Source organism: Alcaligenes sp. WGS1538 (assembly GCF_043187505.1).
Lineage (GTDB): Bacteria > Pseudomonadota > Gammaproteobacteria > Burkholderiales > Burkholderiaceae_B > Alcaligenes.
Window position 1 is genome coordinate 1,848,574 of the sequence record NZ_CP171109.1, and the last position, 13,756, is coordinate 1,862,329.

A 13,756-nucleotide genomic window follows, 5' to 3' on the forward strand; every position below is an offset into this window, starting at 1 on the left:
TGGTAGTCGTCAGTTACCCAAGCGCTAGGTATGGTCGCTTGCATGTCTAGCTTCAGGGTGCGCTCGCGTCGTGAAGTATCACTATTTTCCTCCATGCGTAGATGTATGGGCCTGTGTTTTTCTCGAGGAGGGTTGAATTGCTTACTCAAGCTCTTGTTTCCGGCGTCTTGACCGTCGGGCGGTTTAAGTTGGAGCGCAAGGATTTGGAAGCCTGCCCTCTGGGAACCATTGGTAATCTGCAGTTCACCGCTGAGGAAGGCGGCACGGCGCGTGCCGGTTACGTCCACGTGGCCCTGTCTGGCGCGGGGCGCTCGCTGGTCAAGCGCTTGTCCGATCTGAAAGATTGTGTCATTTGCGCGCCGCCCGATCTGCGGGCTCAACGCGAGGACCGGTATGAAGTGCGCAACAACAGCCTTCTGATCGGCAATCTGCTGGGCCGGCTGACGGCTCCGGCGGGCGATGGGAAAGGGCTGGCCAGAACCGCCAAGGCATTGGAGCAACTGGTCAAGCTGTCGAATGGCGATCTGGACGAACTGAAGGGCCTGGATTATTGCCTGATCACGTACGTGGATGAACTGAAGATCTTGGATTTCGATGCGTTGCACCTAGGTGTGTTGGACGATGAAGATGCCTGCCAAGCAATGCTGAGCATGATCGAGCCTGCTGATTCAAATGAACAGGCCGCCCAATTGCTAAACCGAATCATACGGACTTTGAATCAGCGCTGCCTGAGAGAGTCCGCGAAGAGGTCTCTGGATGAGATCGACCATTTGCTCTCCAGTGCTCGCGTAGACGGAAACAAGTTGAAGGCTTCATTGCTCAAGTTGGCCAGATGCGTGAATGAGCTCGATGCCAAACGGACGAGCTCGGGACTGGGGGGCGGCAATGGCATGGATATCTGTCTCGTATCGTTGGCCCCGGCCACGCTGGCGGGGCTGCGTAAGCGGATGATGCTTGGAGCGCTGGATAAGGTTCAGCAGGTACTCTCGTCCAGGATCAGCAACGAGTCGGAAGCGCAACAGGTCCAAGCCATATTGCACCGGCTCTGCGCGTCGCTGTGGTCCGTGGCCTATGCCGAGGTCGAGCTCCTGGAAGAGGGCGGCGGGACGCAGTTCTGATCTTTGCCAGCCCTGGATCAGCCCGCATCCCCGCAGGCTGATTGTAGTCCCATCGCTGCGGAAGGCGCACATCCGGCACCGGATCCGCCCTCCGGCCGGCGACTGTCCACGCGAACTGTGACGAGGCCTGTGGATGGAGCCCATGTCACGCCCGATGTTTGCTGGTCTCGAAATCGACACGGCAGCCAGCCGCTGAGCAGGAGCGCAGACGAGGCCGGTGCGACGGGCGAGGGCGCCGCGGGCCCGGGCCCGACAAGAAGCCTGATTTACTAGGGAAACTGTGATGAGAATTCAATCTTGCGATCAGCCTGGCGACCAGGGTACGTCGCGAAGTGTCCGGGATCCGGGATCGGCGCAAACACGCGACACGCCGCGGTTCCGGGTGGAGGAGGACGCCATGGTGCAAGGCGGTCGCGTCCATGGATTCTCACGCCTGGGCTGTGCGTTGGCGACCCTGACATTCTCTGCCCACCGCGCGTCTGCCAAACCAAGGGCGCAGGACAAGGTCCTGGGCCAGGAGCGCCTCAGCAGCCGCCAAGTTCATGCATTTTTAAGCGATCTGGCGATGCCGGCAAGCGAGCTCCGGGCCCGGGCCAGGGCTGCCGCAGAGTTGGCGCGGCTCAGCGAATTGTCTCGAGGCGATCTGGCCGGCGTGCCGGGCATGCGGGAATCCCTGGCCGCTTGCCTGAGGGAGCTGGACGATGTACGTTTTTTTGCATTTTTCTCCGGGGCCTTGGGCAATGCGGATGCCCGCAAGTCCATATTGTGCCGGGTGGACGCGGGTTTGCGCGCTCAAGCGGCCAGGCTGCTGGACGAAATGGCGGCGGTGTTGCGGCAGGGACTGATCCGGAATGTCCTGCCGGAGCGTCTGGCGCAGATTTCCAGGTTGCCGCCCACCCTGCCAGAGGATGCCAGGAAGCTGGAGGCGCTGCTGATCATAATGAGGTCCCGAAGGCTGGATGACGTCAAGGAGGCCTTGACTTCCATCTCCAACCACTCCGAGCGAAAAAGAGCTCTCGACGTGCTGAGTCGCCTCCACCAGTTGTTGGAGCGCGAGGTCGACAAGTTGTTTGAGCCTTCATTGACGCAGGTGGAACTTGCCCTGCTGACGGCGGTGAACGCGGGCGAGCCGTTTCACGCATCCCAGGCTTTGCGCGCCTTGGACGTCCTGGTGAGGCGTACCGAACAGGCCTGTGGGGCGCTGTCCAAAGAACTGGCGGAAAGCGTAAGCAACCTGGTGCGCAACAGCCTGGACGTGTTCCGGGACCCTGAATGCAACCCCGCAGGCCCGTTGAGTGAAGCGTCCTTACGCAGACTGGATGTGGACACGCTGGAGAACCTGCGGCGCGCCTCAAGCTTGCACCGATTGGGATTGAACCTGGAAGCTGTTGCCGATACGGCCCTGACGCCAGCCCCGACAGGTTGAATTTATTTGCTCTGCAGTCAGCACTCATTGTTGTGCCAATATTTCAGTTCTTTCATGCTTTATAGGTTTCGGTATCCGAGCCTCGTTGCCGCAAGGAGAGTCCTCATGCTTGTTCAAGAACATGGCCGGCCAAATATCATGAACTTGCAGTCGAGGTATCTATTTCCATGCCCCCTGGGAGACTGGGGCAATCTGCGGTTCACCGCCACGCAGGGCGGTACGCCTCGCGCCAGCCGGCCCGCCGCCGTACTTGCGTACATATGTGGTTTTCTGAGCGAGCTGAAGTTTCACCTCAGCTTTCCGACCGCGTACGAGCGGGGAGTGCGCGAATATGCAAAGAAGGTCCGCAAGCACAGCCGCTGCATCGGCAATGTGCTGGGCAGCCTGACAGCGCCGGCGTGCGATGCCAAGGCCCAGGCAAGAGTCGTCCGAGAGTTGCGGCAACTCAATGAACTATCGCTGGGCCAATCAAGCATGCTGACGAGGTGGCCGCTATTCCTGGAGGTTCATCTGGATGCGATGAACTATCAGGATCTCGCCGCCCTGCGTGACGGCGTACTGGGCAATGCTGAATCGCGGAAGGCGTTATCAGACGCGCTGCTGAGGGAATCCGGGAATGTCAGGCGGTGTGCAGATAACGTGTTGCATCTGATCGGGAAGGCCGCGGATCGGAAGCTGGCATGCAAGGTCGCACGGGAGCCTTTGTCGCGGATTTCGCGGATGCCGCTCAGTTCGTCCTTGGACGAAGACGAGCTGGCCATTCAATTGCTGGCTCTACAGAAGAACTTCGTCAGCAGCGGAACGAACGCTCATGCAGCGGCGGTCTCCGTGTTGAATGCCTATTTCGGTTCCTTGATCTGCACCGAATCGGCGGCCCTGGTGCCGGCGCTGTGCTGCGACAGGCTGCATGTCGCCCGTAAAAGCTTGTCCTTGCGCCGGGATTCTCTGCAAAAGCAGCAGGCTCTCAGCGCGCTGGATTCTCTCATCGCGGCCCTGGAGTGCGAAATAGAACTACGGATCAGACCTGACCTGCAGCAGTTGCAAGAGAAAATGAGGCGGATAGAGGCGGCGCAAGACCAGCGCGCCGCGTTCAAGTTTACTTACGAGCTGGAGCGCCTGCGGCGGGGCAGCGAGCATCGCTATCGCTGGATACCGGAAAACACGCGCAACGAGATGCAGAGGCTCCGCACCAAGAGTGTCTTCATGGCATGGTGCGCCTTGCCTTCAAATTACGTTCCGCCTCGGGCGCCCGCTCCAATCCGCAGGCCTGCCGGTTGGAGGCCGTGACACTGGCGTCATCATGAAGTCGAGTCCGTGATGCGCAGGGCCTGAGGTCGAAGGAACGCTTGGCATGCTTCGGTTACTCAATCAGGTTTGCGGCGAAGGCGGCTGCGCCGTTCCGGGAGCGCGGATGCCATTGCAGCGCGTGCCGCGTGCTGTTTCTTCAGTACAGGGACCTGATTTTATGGGGGCAAATCACCATGAACGTTGAACGCACCACGCCGACGCGAGGCTTGATTCAAGCGTGGCAGAACCAAGTGGCGCCGGGTCCGCTGGGGACCGTGGGCAACCTGCGGTTCGGCGCCAAGGACGGCGGCACGGTACGTGCGGACCGCATAGGATTGGTTCAGCATGCGCGCGACTTTCTGGACAAGTTGACATTCCGCTTCAGCGCGCCCGAGGAGGCGCGCATGGCCCGCGCCTATCAAAACGAGATCAACATAAACAGCCGCCGCATCGGCAATTTGCTGGGCAGCTTGACGGCCCGGTTCACTGAAGCCGGCGTCTTGGACAGAATTGCCGGGGAGCTCGGGCAGATCGGCAGGCTGTCGCAGGGAGATTTATTCTCCATGCCGGGAGGGCAACAGTCCCTGCTAGTCTATCTGGCCGGAATGACGTCCGCCGATCTCGCCGCCTTGCGTGATGGGGTATTGGGTTGTCCCGGCGCATGCGACGAGGTGCTGGCACGGGTTGAGCCCAAGTTGCAGCAGCATGCCGCCGCTGTGTTGGAGCAGATGGAGAATGCCCTGAGGGTGCGATTGGCCGACGCAGCCGTGACGGAGTCGCTTTCCGAGCTTGTCAGGCTGCTGTCCGCCGGCGCTGTGGATGGCCAGGCGTTGAGAGATCAGTTGGTCAAGTGGCATACAGGCCTGGCCATGCTGGACTTCAGCGGGGTTGCCGGCCGTCTGCCGGCCATGTCCATGCTGGACGACTATTTCCGCTATTTATGGAAGTACGACTTGCAAGTCTGGCTGATGGAGTTGCGATTTGAAAGACTGGCGGCTGCCCACAGCGCCTTGTCCCAGCTCGATGATGATTCACGCAAGCACCAGGCCCTCGTCATGCTGGATCGTCTGAAGGCGGCTTTGGGGCAGGAAATGTATGTGCGGTCACGACCTAAACTGGAGCAATTGCGAAAAGGAATGGATCGGGCGGAGGCGGCGCAGGATGAGCTTGACGCCGAATGGGTCATTTCCGATGTGATCTATCTCTGGCATCAACATAGGCCGTACGGATGGATGCCCCGGAAGATGGCGGATGAGATGCGGCAGCTGACGCATAGAGGCATGAATATCATTAATGCGGTGGCAAGCGGTCAACCGGGAGAGTCAAAGGCTTGACAGCCGCGCCCGGCGCGGGCCCGCCGGCCGCGAAGCAGGTCAGCGGAGTCAGGGTGCGCCAGGGTCGCTGCCGGAGGAACGCCGAGAGCCCGTCAGTTACTGAAGTCTTGTGGGAGGCTGATTTTTTCTAGGAAGATCAACATGGATATCCAACCACTTGGCCAGACGGGTACTCAGAGCGTGCGGCGGCAAGACCTGGCGGTCGGCCCCCTCGGAACAGTCGGTAACCTGCGCTTCACGCCGCGCCAGGGCGGCACGGCGCCTGTCGCTCCCCCTGGCGCGGCTGCCAATGTCTCCAGCTCATGGGCCAACCTCCAATTTGCCTTGAGCGGCGCGCCCGTGCAAGCGCGCAAGCAGCGCGAGATCTTGCTCAAGGTGCGCGCGAACAGCCGGAGCATCGGCGATTTGCTGGGCAGGCTCACGGCCCCGACGGGCCACGCCAGGGCGCTGGCGGCGATCGCACAAGACCTGGCGAGGCTGAGCAAGATTTCACGGGGTGATCTTGCCGCCCTGCCGGGAGGGCGGGAGGCCCTGACCGCATACATGAGTGAATTGGACTATCTGGATCTCGTCGCCCTTCGCCATGGAGCTCTAGGCCATGCGGATGCTCGCAATGCGGTGCTGAATCAAGTGAGCCCTGGTCTGCGGGAGCAGGCGGCTCATCTGCTTCAGCAGATTGAGGCGGCTCTCGAGCTGCGTTCAGCCCAGGAGGTTGTGCTGAACCCCTTGTGGGGAATTGGCCGGTTGCTGTTCGCTTCTTCGTTGGACGCCCAGGAGTTGGAGATACAGTTGGACAAGCTGTACTCCGGTCTGGCCATGCTGGATTCCAGCGGGACACAAAACCGCGCATCGATCGTCCATATGTTGGATGTCTATCTTCAGTCTTTGCCTGATGATCAGTTCGAGGTGTTGCTGGCTCAAATTCATTCTGATGCGTTGGACGCGGCCGAAGATGCTTTGTCGCGCAGGTGGGACGCACGGACGACGCAGGCGGCCAAGGAGAAAAAAAACAATGATCCGTCGCTGGCCCAGAAGGAGTTATGGCTGATCAAGCTTCAGTTTAACTTCGAGGACTACCTTCCCTTCTCCATGCTGGTCCATCTTCGCGCGGCGCTGGAGCGCGAGATCTGCGCTCGGCTCCACCCTTCAATGCTGAGGCTGGAACTTGCCCTGATGTCTGCGGTGAGTTTGGGAAAAAGACTTGTCGCGTCCCGGGTTTTGCTTGACATGAATGCCTTGCTGGACCGGATCCAGCGGACTTACAGAGCGTTGCCTGAGGAGATGGTCTACAGCGTGAGCAAACAGCTCCAGGATAGCTTCAGCCTGTTCCGGAATAAGCGGCTAAACCGGGAAGGCGCACTGAATGCGGATTCTTTGCGCGAACTCGATGACATCACTCTTGTCAATCTGCGCCGCGCGACGCAATTGCATCCCTTGGGCTTGACGCTGGATTTTGAAGCCATCAAACAAATCGTCGTGGAGCGGATGGAGCCTCTGCGCCAACGATTCAACGCGGGCGCGAGAGGCGTGTTCTGGGCCTTGTCCAAGGATCCGATGGACATGCCGCTGCTCATGCGGCGGCTTCAGGACCTGTCCGATGTGGAGTTGGACTATATCCGGCAGTTGGAAGATCTTGGGCATTTCGATGACGGCGGACCGGCTCTGGTCGATCGCCGGGGCTTGGTCCGAGACATGTGCGAGCGGGCGGTAGGCGAGCTGTTTCGCGAGGCCCCCGCATTCATGGAGCAGGATGCGATGAAGCACATGGAGCTGCTAAGAGGGTTGGCCAGCAAATACTCCGCGACCGCCTCCAAGCTGGAAGGGATTATTGTTCAGGGTGACTTTGAAGAGGGCGGCAGAATGACCAAGGAGCAGCTTGACGCCGCCTGCTATTTGGTGAACGACATGGGCGAGGCATTGCATCAGCGGCTGATGGTCATGGCGCAGGAAAGCCATCCTGATGCCATTGGCGGGTTGCATAAACACGTGTCGACACCCAAAAAAGCGGAATCGAGTGCTCGCGTTCCACCAGGAACTTTTTATCCCGGCTTGCGCGAACTATATGGGGTTGCCTATGGCTTGACGGCCAACGAAATCGCCCTGCTTGCGACGGATAAGGCGCGGGCGAGGATGGTGCCTGAGCTGGAGGCGCTTCTTCCCGTCGTTGTCCCGGTTGCTCTGGAGGCTGCGTTGCCCGCAAATGAAAGCGATCAGGGTTTGACAGTACGTGAACGGCTTCGCGCGCAGGAGATTGAGGATGCCGGCATCTTGTTCTCCGTGCGGGGAAGCGGAAGCGGCGAGCAGCCCATACGCTTCATGTGGCCCGGCTCTTCAGTACTTGAGAATCGACGTCATACCCTGGAGAGCGCATTGGACGCGCTCGTGGAGGTGGCGGGTCCGCAGGCTGAGGCGCTGATGCACCTGATGCGTCATGAAGACACACACGCCGCCGTGGCCAGGGGGCTGAAGCACATGGGCATGGATTCGCCGTTCAAGTTGCGTGACGGCACCGTCGTTCATGTAGCGGGGGCGGGGCCTGTCGTGTTCGATGTGGCGAAAATCGAAAGCGGCGACTTCCTTGTCAGGTCGACAGTCCGGTTTTCGGATTTGACTGCTGTTCCTGCGAGGCAGCCCGATGGCATGGATGCGGTCATAACCATGAACCCATGGACCAGTTGGGCCGAGGTGCGCTATGTCCTGCATGTATCGGCGGACGTACAAGAGGCCAGGGTGATCGGGCTGCCGCAGTTTCGGCACCATTTCGAGCTCGTCAAGCGCGAAATAGTCGTAACGGTGTAAGAAGCGCACCTTAAGGCGGAATGACTGCCGGTTTTTCCGCCGCATGCGTGAGCGGCTCCTGGACGGGGAGGGGCAGGCCAGTTCCAGGAGCCGGGGTTTTCAATGACGGCCGGGGTGGTTCACGTCAGACGCATCAGTATCGGTACGCCGGCCTTGCGCAGGCAGCTCAAGGCCACGCTGCCGGGAAAAGCCGCTTCGAACACGTCCTTGCGTCGCGTGGCCATGGCCAGTATGACATCGCGGCGCTTGGCGACATGCTCTGCAATGGCCCTTGCGGGGTCGCCATGCAGCACCTCCCAGGACACCGGCATGCCGTGGCCCGCGGCAAGCTCGGCCGCCCTGGAGCGGACGTAGCTGGATTCGAGCATGGTTATCTCGTTTCCATGCTCCGGGGCCATGTCGGCCCCGACGTCGGCATCAACGGCATTGACCACTTCCATGTCCGCATCCGCCCAGCGGGCAAATTCGGCTGCATGGCCGGTTATCGCTTCGTGCCGCGTGTTGCCGTCCAGCGGCACCACCACGCTGCGTAATTTCAAGGGCGCCTGCGGCCTATCCGTTCCGGTCGGACGATAGAGAAGCACCGGGTCGCGGGCGCCGCGCAGGATGCGTTGGGCCACGCTTCCAAATATGATTTCCGCCAGACCCGAGCGCCCATGGGACGTCATTGCCACCAGGGTGGGCGGCCCGCGTCGGGCTTCCCCGAGAATTGCATGGGCGACTTCGCCCGCGTCCCGCAGGCATAGTTCGCGGGCAGGATGGGTCGTCGGCAACGGCTCAATGGCATCCAAGGCTTGGTCCTGACCGACGCCCTTGCGGACCACGCGCAACAGCACGAGTTCCGTACCGTGAACGGCAGCCAGGGACGTCGCGTAGGGAATGATTTCTTCGGAAAAACGGGACCCATCGAGTGGAACCAGTATGCGTTCGTACATAGCGAGCCTCCGAAAGGCGCTTGCGGCGGCGCTCAATGAAAATCCGGGCGATTTCCAGGCAGGGGAGCGCGAAATCCGCCGCCATTCAGATAGTTGTACGCATGGTTTGACGGTTTTGTCTGCAACGTATTGGTTCGTGAAATGACAAAAGCGTAACGGACAATAAAAAAATGCAACGTTCAAAGAGAACTTTTGGCGCATGGCCGTTACTAAGCGCTACGAAAAACGCTGTTGTCAGGGGCGTCCGTCAGCCGATGATGGTCACGCGCCAGCCGTTGGGAGCAGGCCTTAAAAATTGAGTGTCAGGCCTTTTTCACGCAGTCGTTCGCGCAGGGCGGTGCGCGCCCGGGAAAGACGACTGCGCACCGTGCCGATGGGCACCGTCAGCAAGGCAGCCGCCTCTTCGTAGGACAGATCATCGAGGCCTACGAGCAACAGTATGGTGCGCATGCTTTCCGGCAGCTCGTCCAGGGATTCCTGCAGCAGGTGCAGCATCTGGGTCTGAGAGGCGGCTTCTTCGGGAGACGTCGCTTCGGTCGGGACGCTGTCGAGGCTGCTTTCGTCGACGAAGTGATAGCGGCGCTCGGGCGCACGTGAAAGGTGGTTGCGGATCAGGTTGAGGGCGATGCCGTACAACCAGGTGGAAAGCTGCGATTCTCCGCGGAAGGACTGATACGACTTGGCCGCCTCCACAAAGGCTTGCTGAGCAAGGTCTTCGGCGTCGCTGGTGTTGCCGATATGCATGATGATGAAGCGCTGCAACCGGTCGCTGTGCTGTCGCACCAATTCGCGAAACAGCCGCTCATCAGCCATGGCGGGGGCATTGGCTGGGGCCGGCTGGGTCATTTTGCCGGGTACTTCGCGGTCTGGATCAGGAAGTATTGTCATGAGGGCGCCGGAACGTACTGTTGCTGATCATCAGCGGGCTAAAAAATGTGAGGCCGTTTGGCCGGAACATTACATCACGAAAAGTGAGGGCTCTGTGCCGGAACATTACATCACGAAATTGTATATTTCAAGAATTTACTTTATGTTAAGGGTTTGCCCGACAGGCGGGGCCGCTTGCACGCAAAGCCGGCTGCTGGCCGAAACAAGAGCGCCAGAAGGCCATGCGGTGCCGGGTGGTTCATTGCATCTTGAGAATCGCGCGCAGCCATTCCCGGGCGGTGTCGTCCGAAACCGGACCTATTCCCTGTGCGGCGGCCTGTTCAAATTTTTCATGCATGGCCTGGTCGATGTGTTTGCGCTGTTCCGCCGACAGGTCGGAGATATTGATATCCATTTCTTGACACAGCGCCGTGAAGCCGGTTCCCAGGGCTTTGGCGGAATGGCTCAACTGGGTCACGAAGTCGACGCCCGCCAGGACCTGGGCCACTGTTTCAGCCAATTCCAGCGCCTGGGTGACGGTACGCGAGGCCAAGGGCTTGCCGGGATTGGAGATCAGGCCCAGTTCCCGGGCAACGGTATTGGCGATGCCCATGCCGTGGCTGTGCGCCAGCGCGTCGGTAAAGAGCTGGGTGGTGTCGATGTCCGGCTCGACCCAAGCAACAATCCGTCCATTGGGGGTTGTGCCAGTACCCAGAATTTGCAGGGAACGTCCCTTCGACGAGGCATACACCGCTTCGCCGCGTGAGGCGGCCGAGGCAAAGTCTGCCAGATCAGGACGTTCACGGGATGTCTGAGGGACAGAAGAATTGATGTTCATAAGTGAGTCGGACCAGGCTGTCGTTAGTACGTCGAATGCGTAAAGGCAAAAGTCAGCTTTTGTATCTTAGTGAAAGCGGGTCGGAAAAAGGTTCCAGTCGATCCGTAAACGGGGATCGTTACGATCCTGCTTCAATATACCAGTAACAGGAGAACCGTCCCAAATGGCTTGGCGAATCGGACTTGAAATGGAGATGGGGGTCATCAGTCAGCATGACGGTCGCAGTCATGCCGTCACTCGATATTTCGAGGCGCTGGCGCAGGTGAAGCGCCGGCACGGGCAGCAGGTCGAGCGCATTGAACTGCACGGGCGCACGATCGGTCTGGACACCGAGGCCGGATGCAGCGGCCTGGACAATGGCTATAACCTGTTGGAGACGGCTTTTGCGCCCGTTCCGGGGGGCGCGGGCTGCCTGGATCATCTGGCCGGCCTGGTGAATCAGGAACTCAAGGATGTCATTCAAGCCCTGGATGCCGAGGGCGCCGCCTTGTTGAATGCGTCCGAACATCCCGACTGCCCGCTGGACCCGCAATGGTATGCCGCCGTGCGCGTCGATAGGCCTATCTATCAGGAGCTCGTGGGGTATCGGGGCTGGGCGCATCAGGTTGGCATTGATGCGAAAGCGCAGAATGGTCCCTGCACGTCCGTGGAGGTGGGTCAGGCCGTTTCCGCCTTGAATACGATGCTGGCGCTGGCGCCTGCCTTGATTGCGATGTTTGCGAACAGTCCGCTGGAAGCCGGCCGCGAAACGGGTCTCAAGGAAAACCGGCTGACGATCTGGGATCGGATGTTTGAGCACTCACGCTTCCGCGGTGATCACTTCCTGCAACGCATGCCTGCCAGGCCTTTTGATGACCTGGGAGATCACTATCGGTGGATGTTCGGCGCGCAGACCGCATCGCGCGCCCTGCCACTGGAGCTGGGGCAGGGCTACAAATCAGCGGCCTCGGTTTATCTGGATGGCGATCCAGCCTTGAACGAATTCCTGCGCTCCGGTTCGTGGGAGGGGCGCAGCGGACCGACGGCGACGCCTTTGGTGATGCGTCCCAGGGGCGGCCACTTCGTCTATGCGCAGTACGCCCATTTTCTGGATGCCCGCTGGCGCTATCAGGTGGAGCAAGAACCTCCGCTGGATGCCTTGCTGGCAGCCTGGGATCGTCCCGGTGGAATAGAGACGCTCCTGCAGTCCTGCGGGGCCATGGGCTATATCGAGGGGCGCGCGCCCGGGGCTGTCTTTGCGGATGCGCAGCTGATCGACGAGCTGGGCCGCGACATTGCCGCAACGGCGCCGGTCGCACCCTCGGCGGTGCAGTTGGGCTTGTTGAACAATCTGACCGAGGCCGAGCAGCTCTGGCGCCAATGGGGGTGGGAAACGCTGCGGGAACTGCGCGGCGCGGCTATCCGCGCCGCCCTTGACGACGACAGGGTGCGCGCACTGGCGCAGGACGTGCTGGCGGTCGCTCGAGCCGGCTTGCCCAAGGACGAACAGCGCTGGCTGGCTTATGCCGAACAGGCCGTGCAGGCCAGGCGCACCGGGGCCGACCGGCTGCTGGAGCTGTGGCAGGCATATGCAGGAAGGCCGGATCGCCTGGCGCGCATCGGCGAGCAACGGCGCGTCTGTGTCATCGAGCCGTCGTTTCGCGTATGATTTGAAACGTGTTCCATCCCTCACCAGACCCGACATGCCTATTGCCATCGATAAATCCGGGCCCGTCCCGGTTTTCCAGCCCGAGGGCCAGATCAACAGCGCCAACGCCGCGGCCTTCGAGGCCGATCTCTTGACGCATCTTGAAAAAGGCGAGCAGAAAATCGTGCTGGACCTGTCGCGGCTCAATTATATTTCCAGCGCCGGCCTGCGGGTCTTGCTGCTGCTGGCCAAGAAAATGAAACAGTCCGGCGGCGCCCTGGTATTGTTCGGCGCTCAGCCCAATGTCAAGGAAATCTTCGAAATCAGCGGCTTTCTGGTGATCCTCAAAGTCTGCGATACCCGGGAGCAGGCGTTCGCGGCGCTGCCGTAAATCGTCAGTCTCTCGAATCTGCCGCCGACGAGTCTTGGCATGGCTTCGTGAGTTCGCTGCCATGCCGGCGCCGCACCGGCGAACGGATTCATTCTCTTTTTCCGGCCGCCATGGTGCTTTCCATGGCGGCTCGGCGCGCACCATCAAGCGCTCATTAAGCGTTTTTTCAGGTCTTTTTTTGTATGCTTGAAAACAAGTCTGAATAAGAATCAGTCTTTATATGTTTTCAGCTCTCACTTCAAAGACCATGATGCGCAAACCTATTCTTTTTTCCATGCTGGCCCTGAGCCTGGCCGGTTCAGCGCTCGCCGCTGAGTATCCCATCGGCAAGCCGGTCGAGAAGAACGGCCTGGAGGTGGCGGCCGTCTACCTGCAGCCGGTGGAGATGGATCCGCCCGGCATGATGCGCGCCGCCGCCGAGTCCGACATCCACCTGGAGGCGGACATCCACGCCACCGCCGACAATCGCAACGGCCTGCCCGAAGGCGCCTGGGCGCCGTACTTGAACATCCAGTACAAGCTGCAGAAGCAGGGCAGCGACACGGTGATTTCCGGCGAGATGATGCCCATGGTGGCCAATGACGGTCCCCACTACGGTGACAACGTCAAGCTGGACGGCCCGGGCAAGTACACGCTGGTGCTGACCATCGGTTCGCCTGAAAGCGGCAAGATGAACCATTTCGGCCGCCATGTGGACAAGGAGACCGGCGTGGCGCCCTGGTTCCAGACTTTCGAGCAGCAGTACGAATTCGTCTTCGCCGGAACGGGCAAGAAAGGCGGGTACTGATCATGCGCCGGCTAGCCAGACTGGCCGCTGCGCTCATGCTGGCGGCGGGCGGCGCGTCGGCCGCCTGGGCGGACATGCCCGTGCATACGCTCGCCTTCAAGCCGGACGGCACGTTCGAGCCGGCCGTTCTGGAGGTGCAGGCCGGGCGTTTCAAGATCGTGCTGGTCAATGAAAGCCAGGAGGCGGTCGAGTTCGAGAGCCTGCCTCTGCGCAAAGAAAAAGTGCTGGGGCCCGGCGTCACGTCCTTTGTGGTGCTGACCGTGTCGCGCCCCGGCGATTATCCATTTTTCGACGACTTCCATCCCGCCGTGAAAGGCACGTTGCGAGTTCGTCCCGCTCCTTGAGCA

12 protein-coding genes are annotated in these 13,756 nt (G+C 60.5%); 9 read left to right on the plus strand and 3 right to left on the minus strand.

Annotated elements, in window-relative coordinates; all coding sequences use genetic code 11:
* Nucleotides 1–137 precede the first annotated feature (137 nt).
* From ACF3ND_RS08625 to ACF3ND_RS08645, 5 genes are all read left to right on the plus strand, one after another.
* A complete protein-coding gene (locus tag ACF3ND_RS08625) occupies nucleotides 138–1,118 on the plus strand; it encodes a hypothetical protein (RefSeq protein ID WP_394065664.1) in 981 nt (326 codons plus the stop codon).
* Between the two features lie 283 nt (nucleotides 1,119–1,401).
* Nucleotides 1,402–2,544: a hypothetical protein gene (locus tag ACF3ND_RS08630; RefSeq protein WP_394065665.1), complete on the plus strand. Its 1,143-nt coding sequence runs from the start codon at nucleotides 1,402–1,404 to the stop codon at nucleotides 2,542–2,544.
* A 105-nt stretch (nucleotides 2,545–2,649) separates the two neighbouring features.
* Nucleotides 2,650–3,831, plus strand: coding sequence for a hypothetical protein (locus ACF3ND_RS08635; protein WP_394065666.1), 1,182 nt, complete (start codon nucleotides 2,650–2,652; stop codon nucleotides 3,829–3,831).
* 194 nt (nucleotides 3,832–4,025) lie between these two features.
* The gene (locus ACF3ND_RS08640) at nucleotides 4,026–5,165 is read left to right on the plus strand and encodes a hypothetical protein (protein ID WP_394065667.1); all 1,140 of its coding nucleotides are present in this window, start codon (nucleotides 4,026–4,028) and stop codon (nucleotides 5,163–5,165) included.
* Nucleotides 5,166–5,306: 141 nt separating this feature from the next.
* The gene (locus ACF3ND_RS08645; RefSeq protein WP_394065668.1) at nucleotides 5,307–7,964 is read left to right on the plus strand and encodes a hypothetical protein; all 2,658 of its coding nucleotides are present in this window, start codon (nucleotides 5,307–5,309) and stop codon (nucleotides 7,962–7,964) included.
* Between the two features lie 119 nt (nucleotides 7,965–8,083).
* Here the strand turns inward: ACF3ND_RS08645 and ACF3ND_RS08650 are convergent, their stop codons facing one another.
* The 3 genes from ACF3ND_RS08650 to ACF3ND_RS08660 form a co-directional block, all read right to left on the minus strand.
* Nucleotides 8,084–8,899, minus strand: a complete 816-nt coding sequence (locus ACF3ND_RS08650) for a universal stress protein (RefSeq protein WP_394065669.1) — start codon at nucleotides 8,897–8,899, stop codon at nucleotides 8,084–8,086.
* 288 nt (nucleotides 8,900–9,187) lie between these two features.
* The gene (locus tag ACF3ND_RS08655; RefSeq protein ID WP_394065807.1) at nucleotides 9,188–9,781 is read right to left on the minus strand and encodes an RNA polymerase sigma factor; all 594 of its coding nucleotides are present in this window, start codon (nucleotides 9,779–9,781) and stop codon (nucleotides 9,188–9,190) included.
* Between the two features lie 244 nt (nucleotides 9,782–10,025).
* Entirely contained in the window at nucleotides 10,026–10,604 is a 579-nt protein-coding gene (locus tag ACF3ND_RS08660) for a hypothetical protein (RefSeq protein ID WP_394065670.1), read from the minus strand.
* A gap of 163 nt (nucleotides 10,605–10,767) precedes the next feature.
* Here ACF3ND_RS08660 and ACF3ND_RS08665 point away from each other — a divergent pair, with 163 nt between their 5' ends.
* From ACF3ND_RS08665 to ACF3ND_RS08680, 4 genes are all read left to right on the plus strand, one after another.
* Nucleotides 10,768–12,252: a glutamate-cysteine ligase family protein gene (locus ACF3ND_RS08665; RefSeq protein ID WP_394065671.1), complete on the plus strand. Its 1,485-nt coding sequence runs from the start codon at nucleotides 10,768–10,770 to the stop codon at nucleotides 12,250–12,252.
* Nucleotides 12,253–12,286: 34 nt separating this feature from the next.
* A complete protein-coding gene (locus ACF3ND_RS08670) occupies nucleotides 12,287–12,622 on the plus strand; it encodes an STAS domain-containing protein (RefSeq protein ID WP_394065672.1) in 336 nt (111 codons plus the stop codon).
* Nucleotides 12,623–12,869: 247 nt separating this feature from the next.
* Nucleotides 12,870–13,409, plus strand: coding sequence for an iron transporter (locus tag ACF3ND_RS08675; protein WP_394065673.1), 540 nt, complete (start codon nucleotides 12,870–12,872; stop codon nucleotides 13,407–13,409).
* Between the two features lie 2 nt (nucleotides 13,410–13,411).
* Nucleotides 13,412–13,753 carry a cupredoxin domain-containing protein gene (locus ACF3ND_RS08680; RefSeq protein WP_394065674.1) on the plus strand — a complete coding sequence of 114 codons (342 nt, stop codon included), beginning with the start codon at nucleotides 13,412–13,414 and terminating at the stop codon, nucleotides 13,751–13,753.
* The last annotated feature ends 3 nt before the right edge of the window (nucleotides 13,754–13,756 follow it).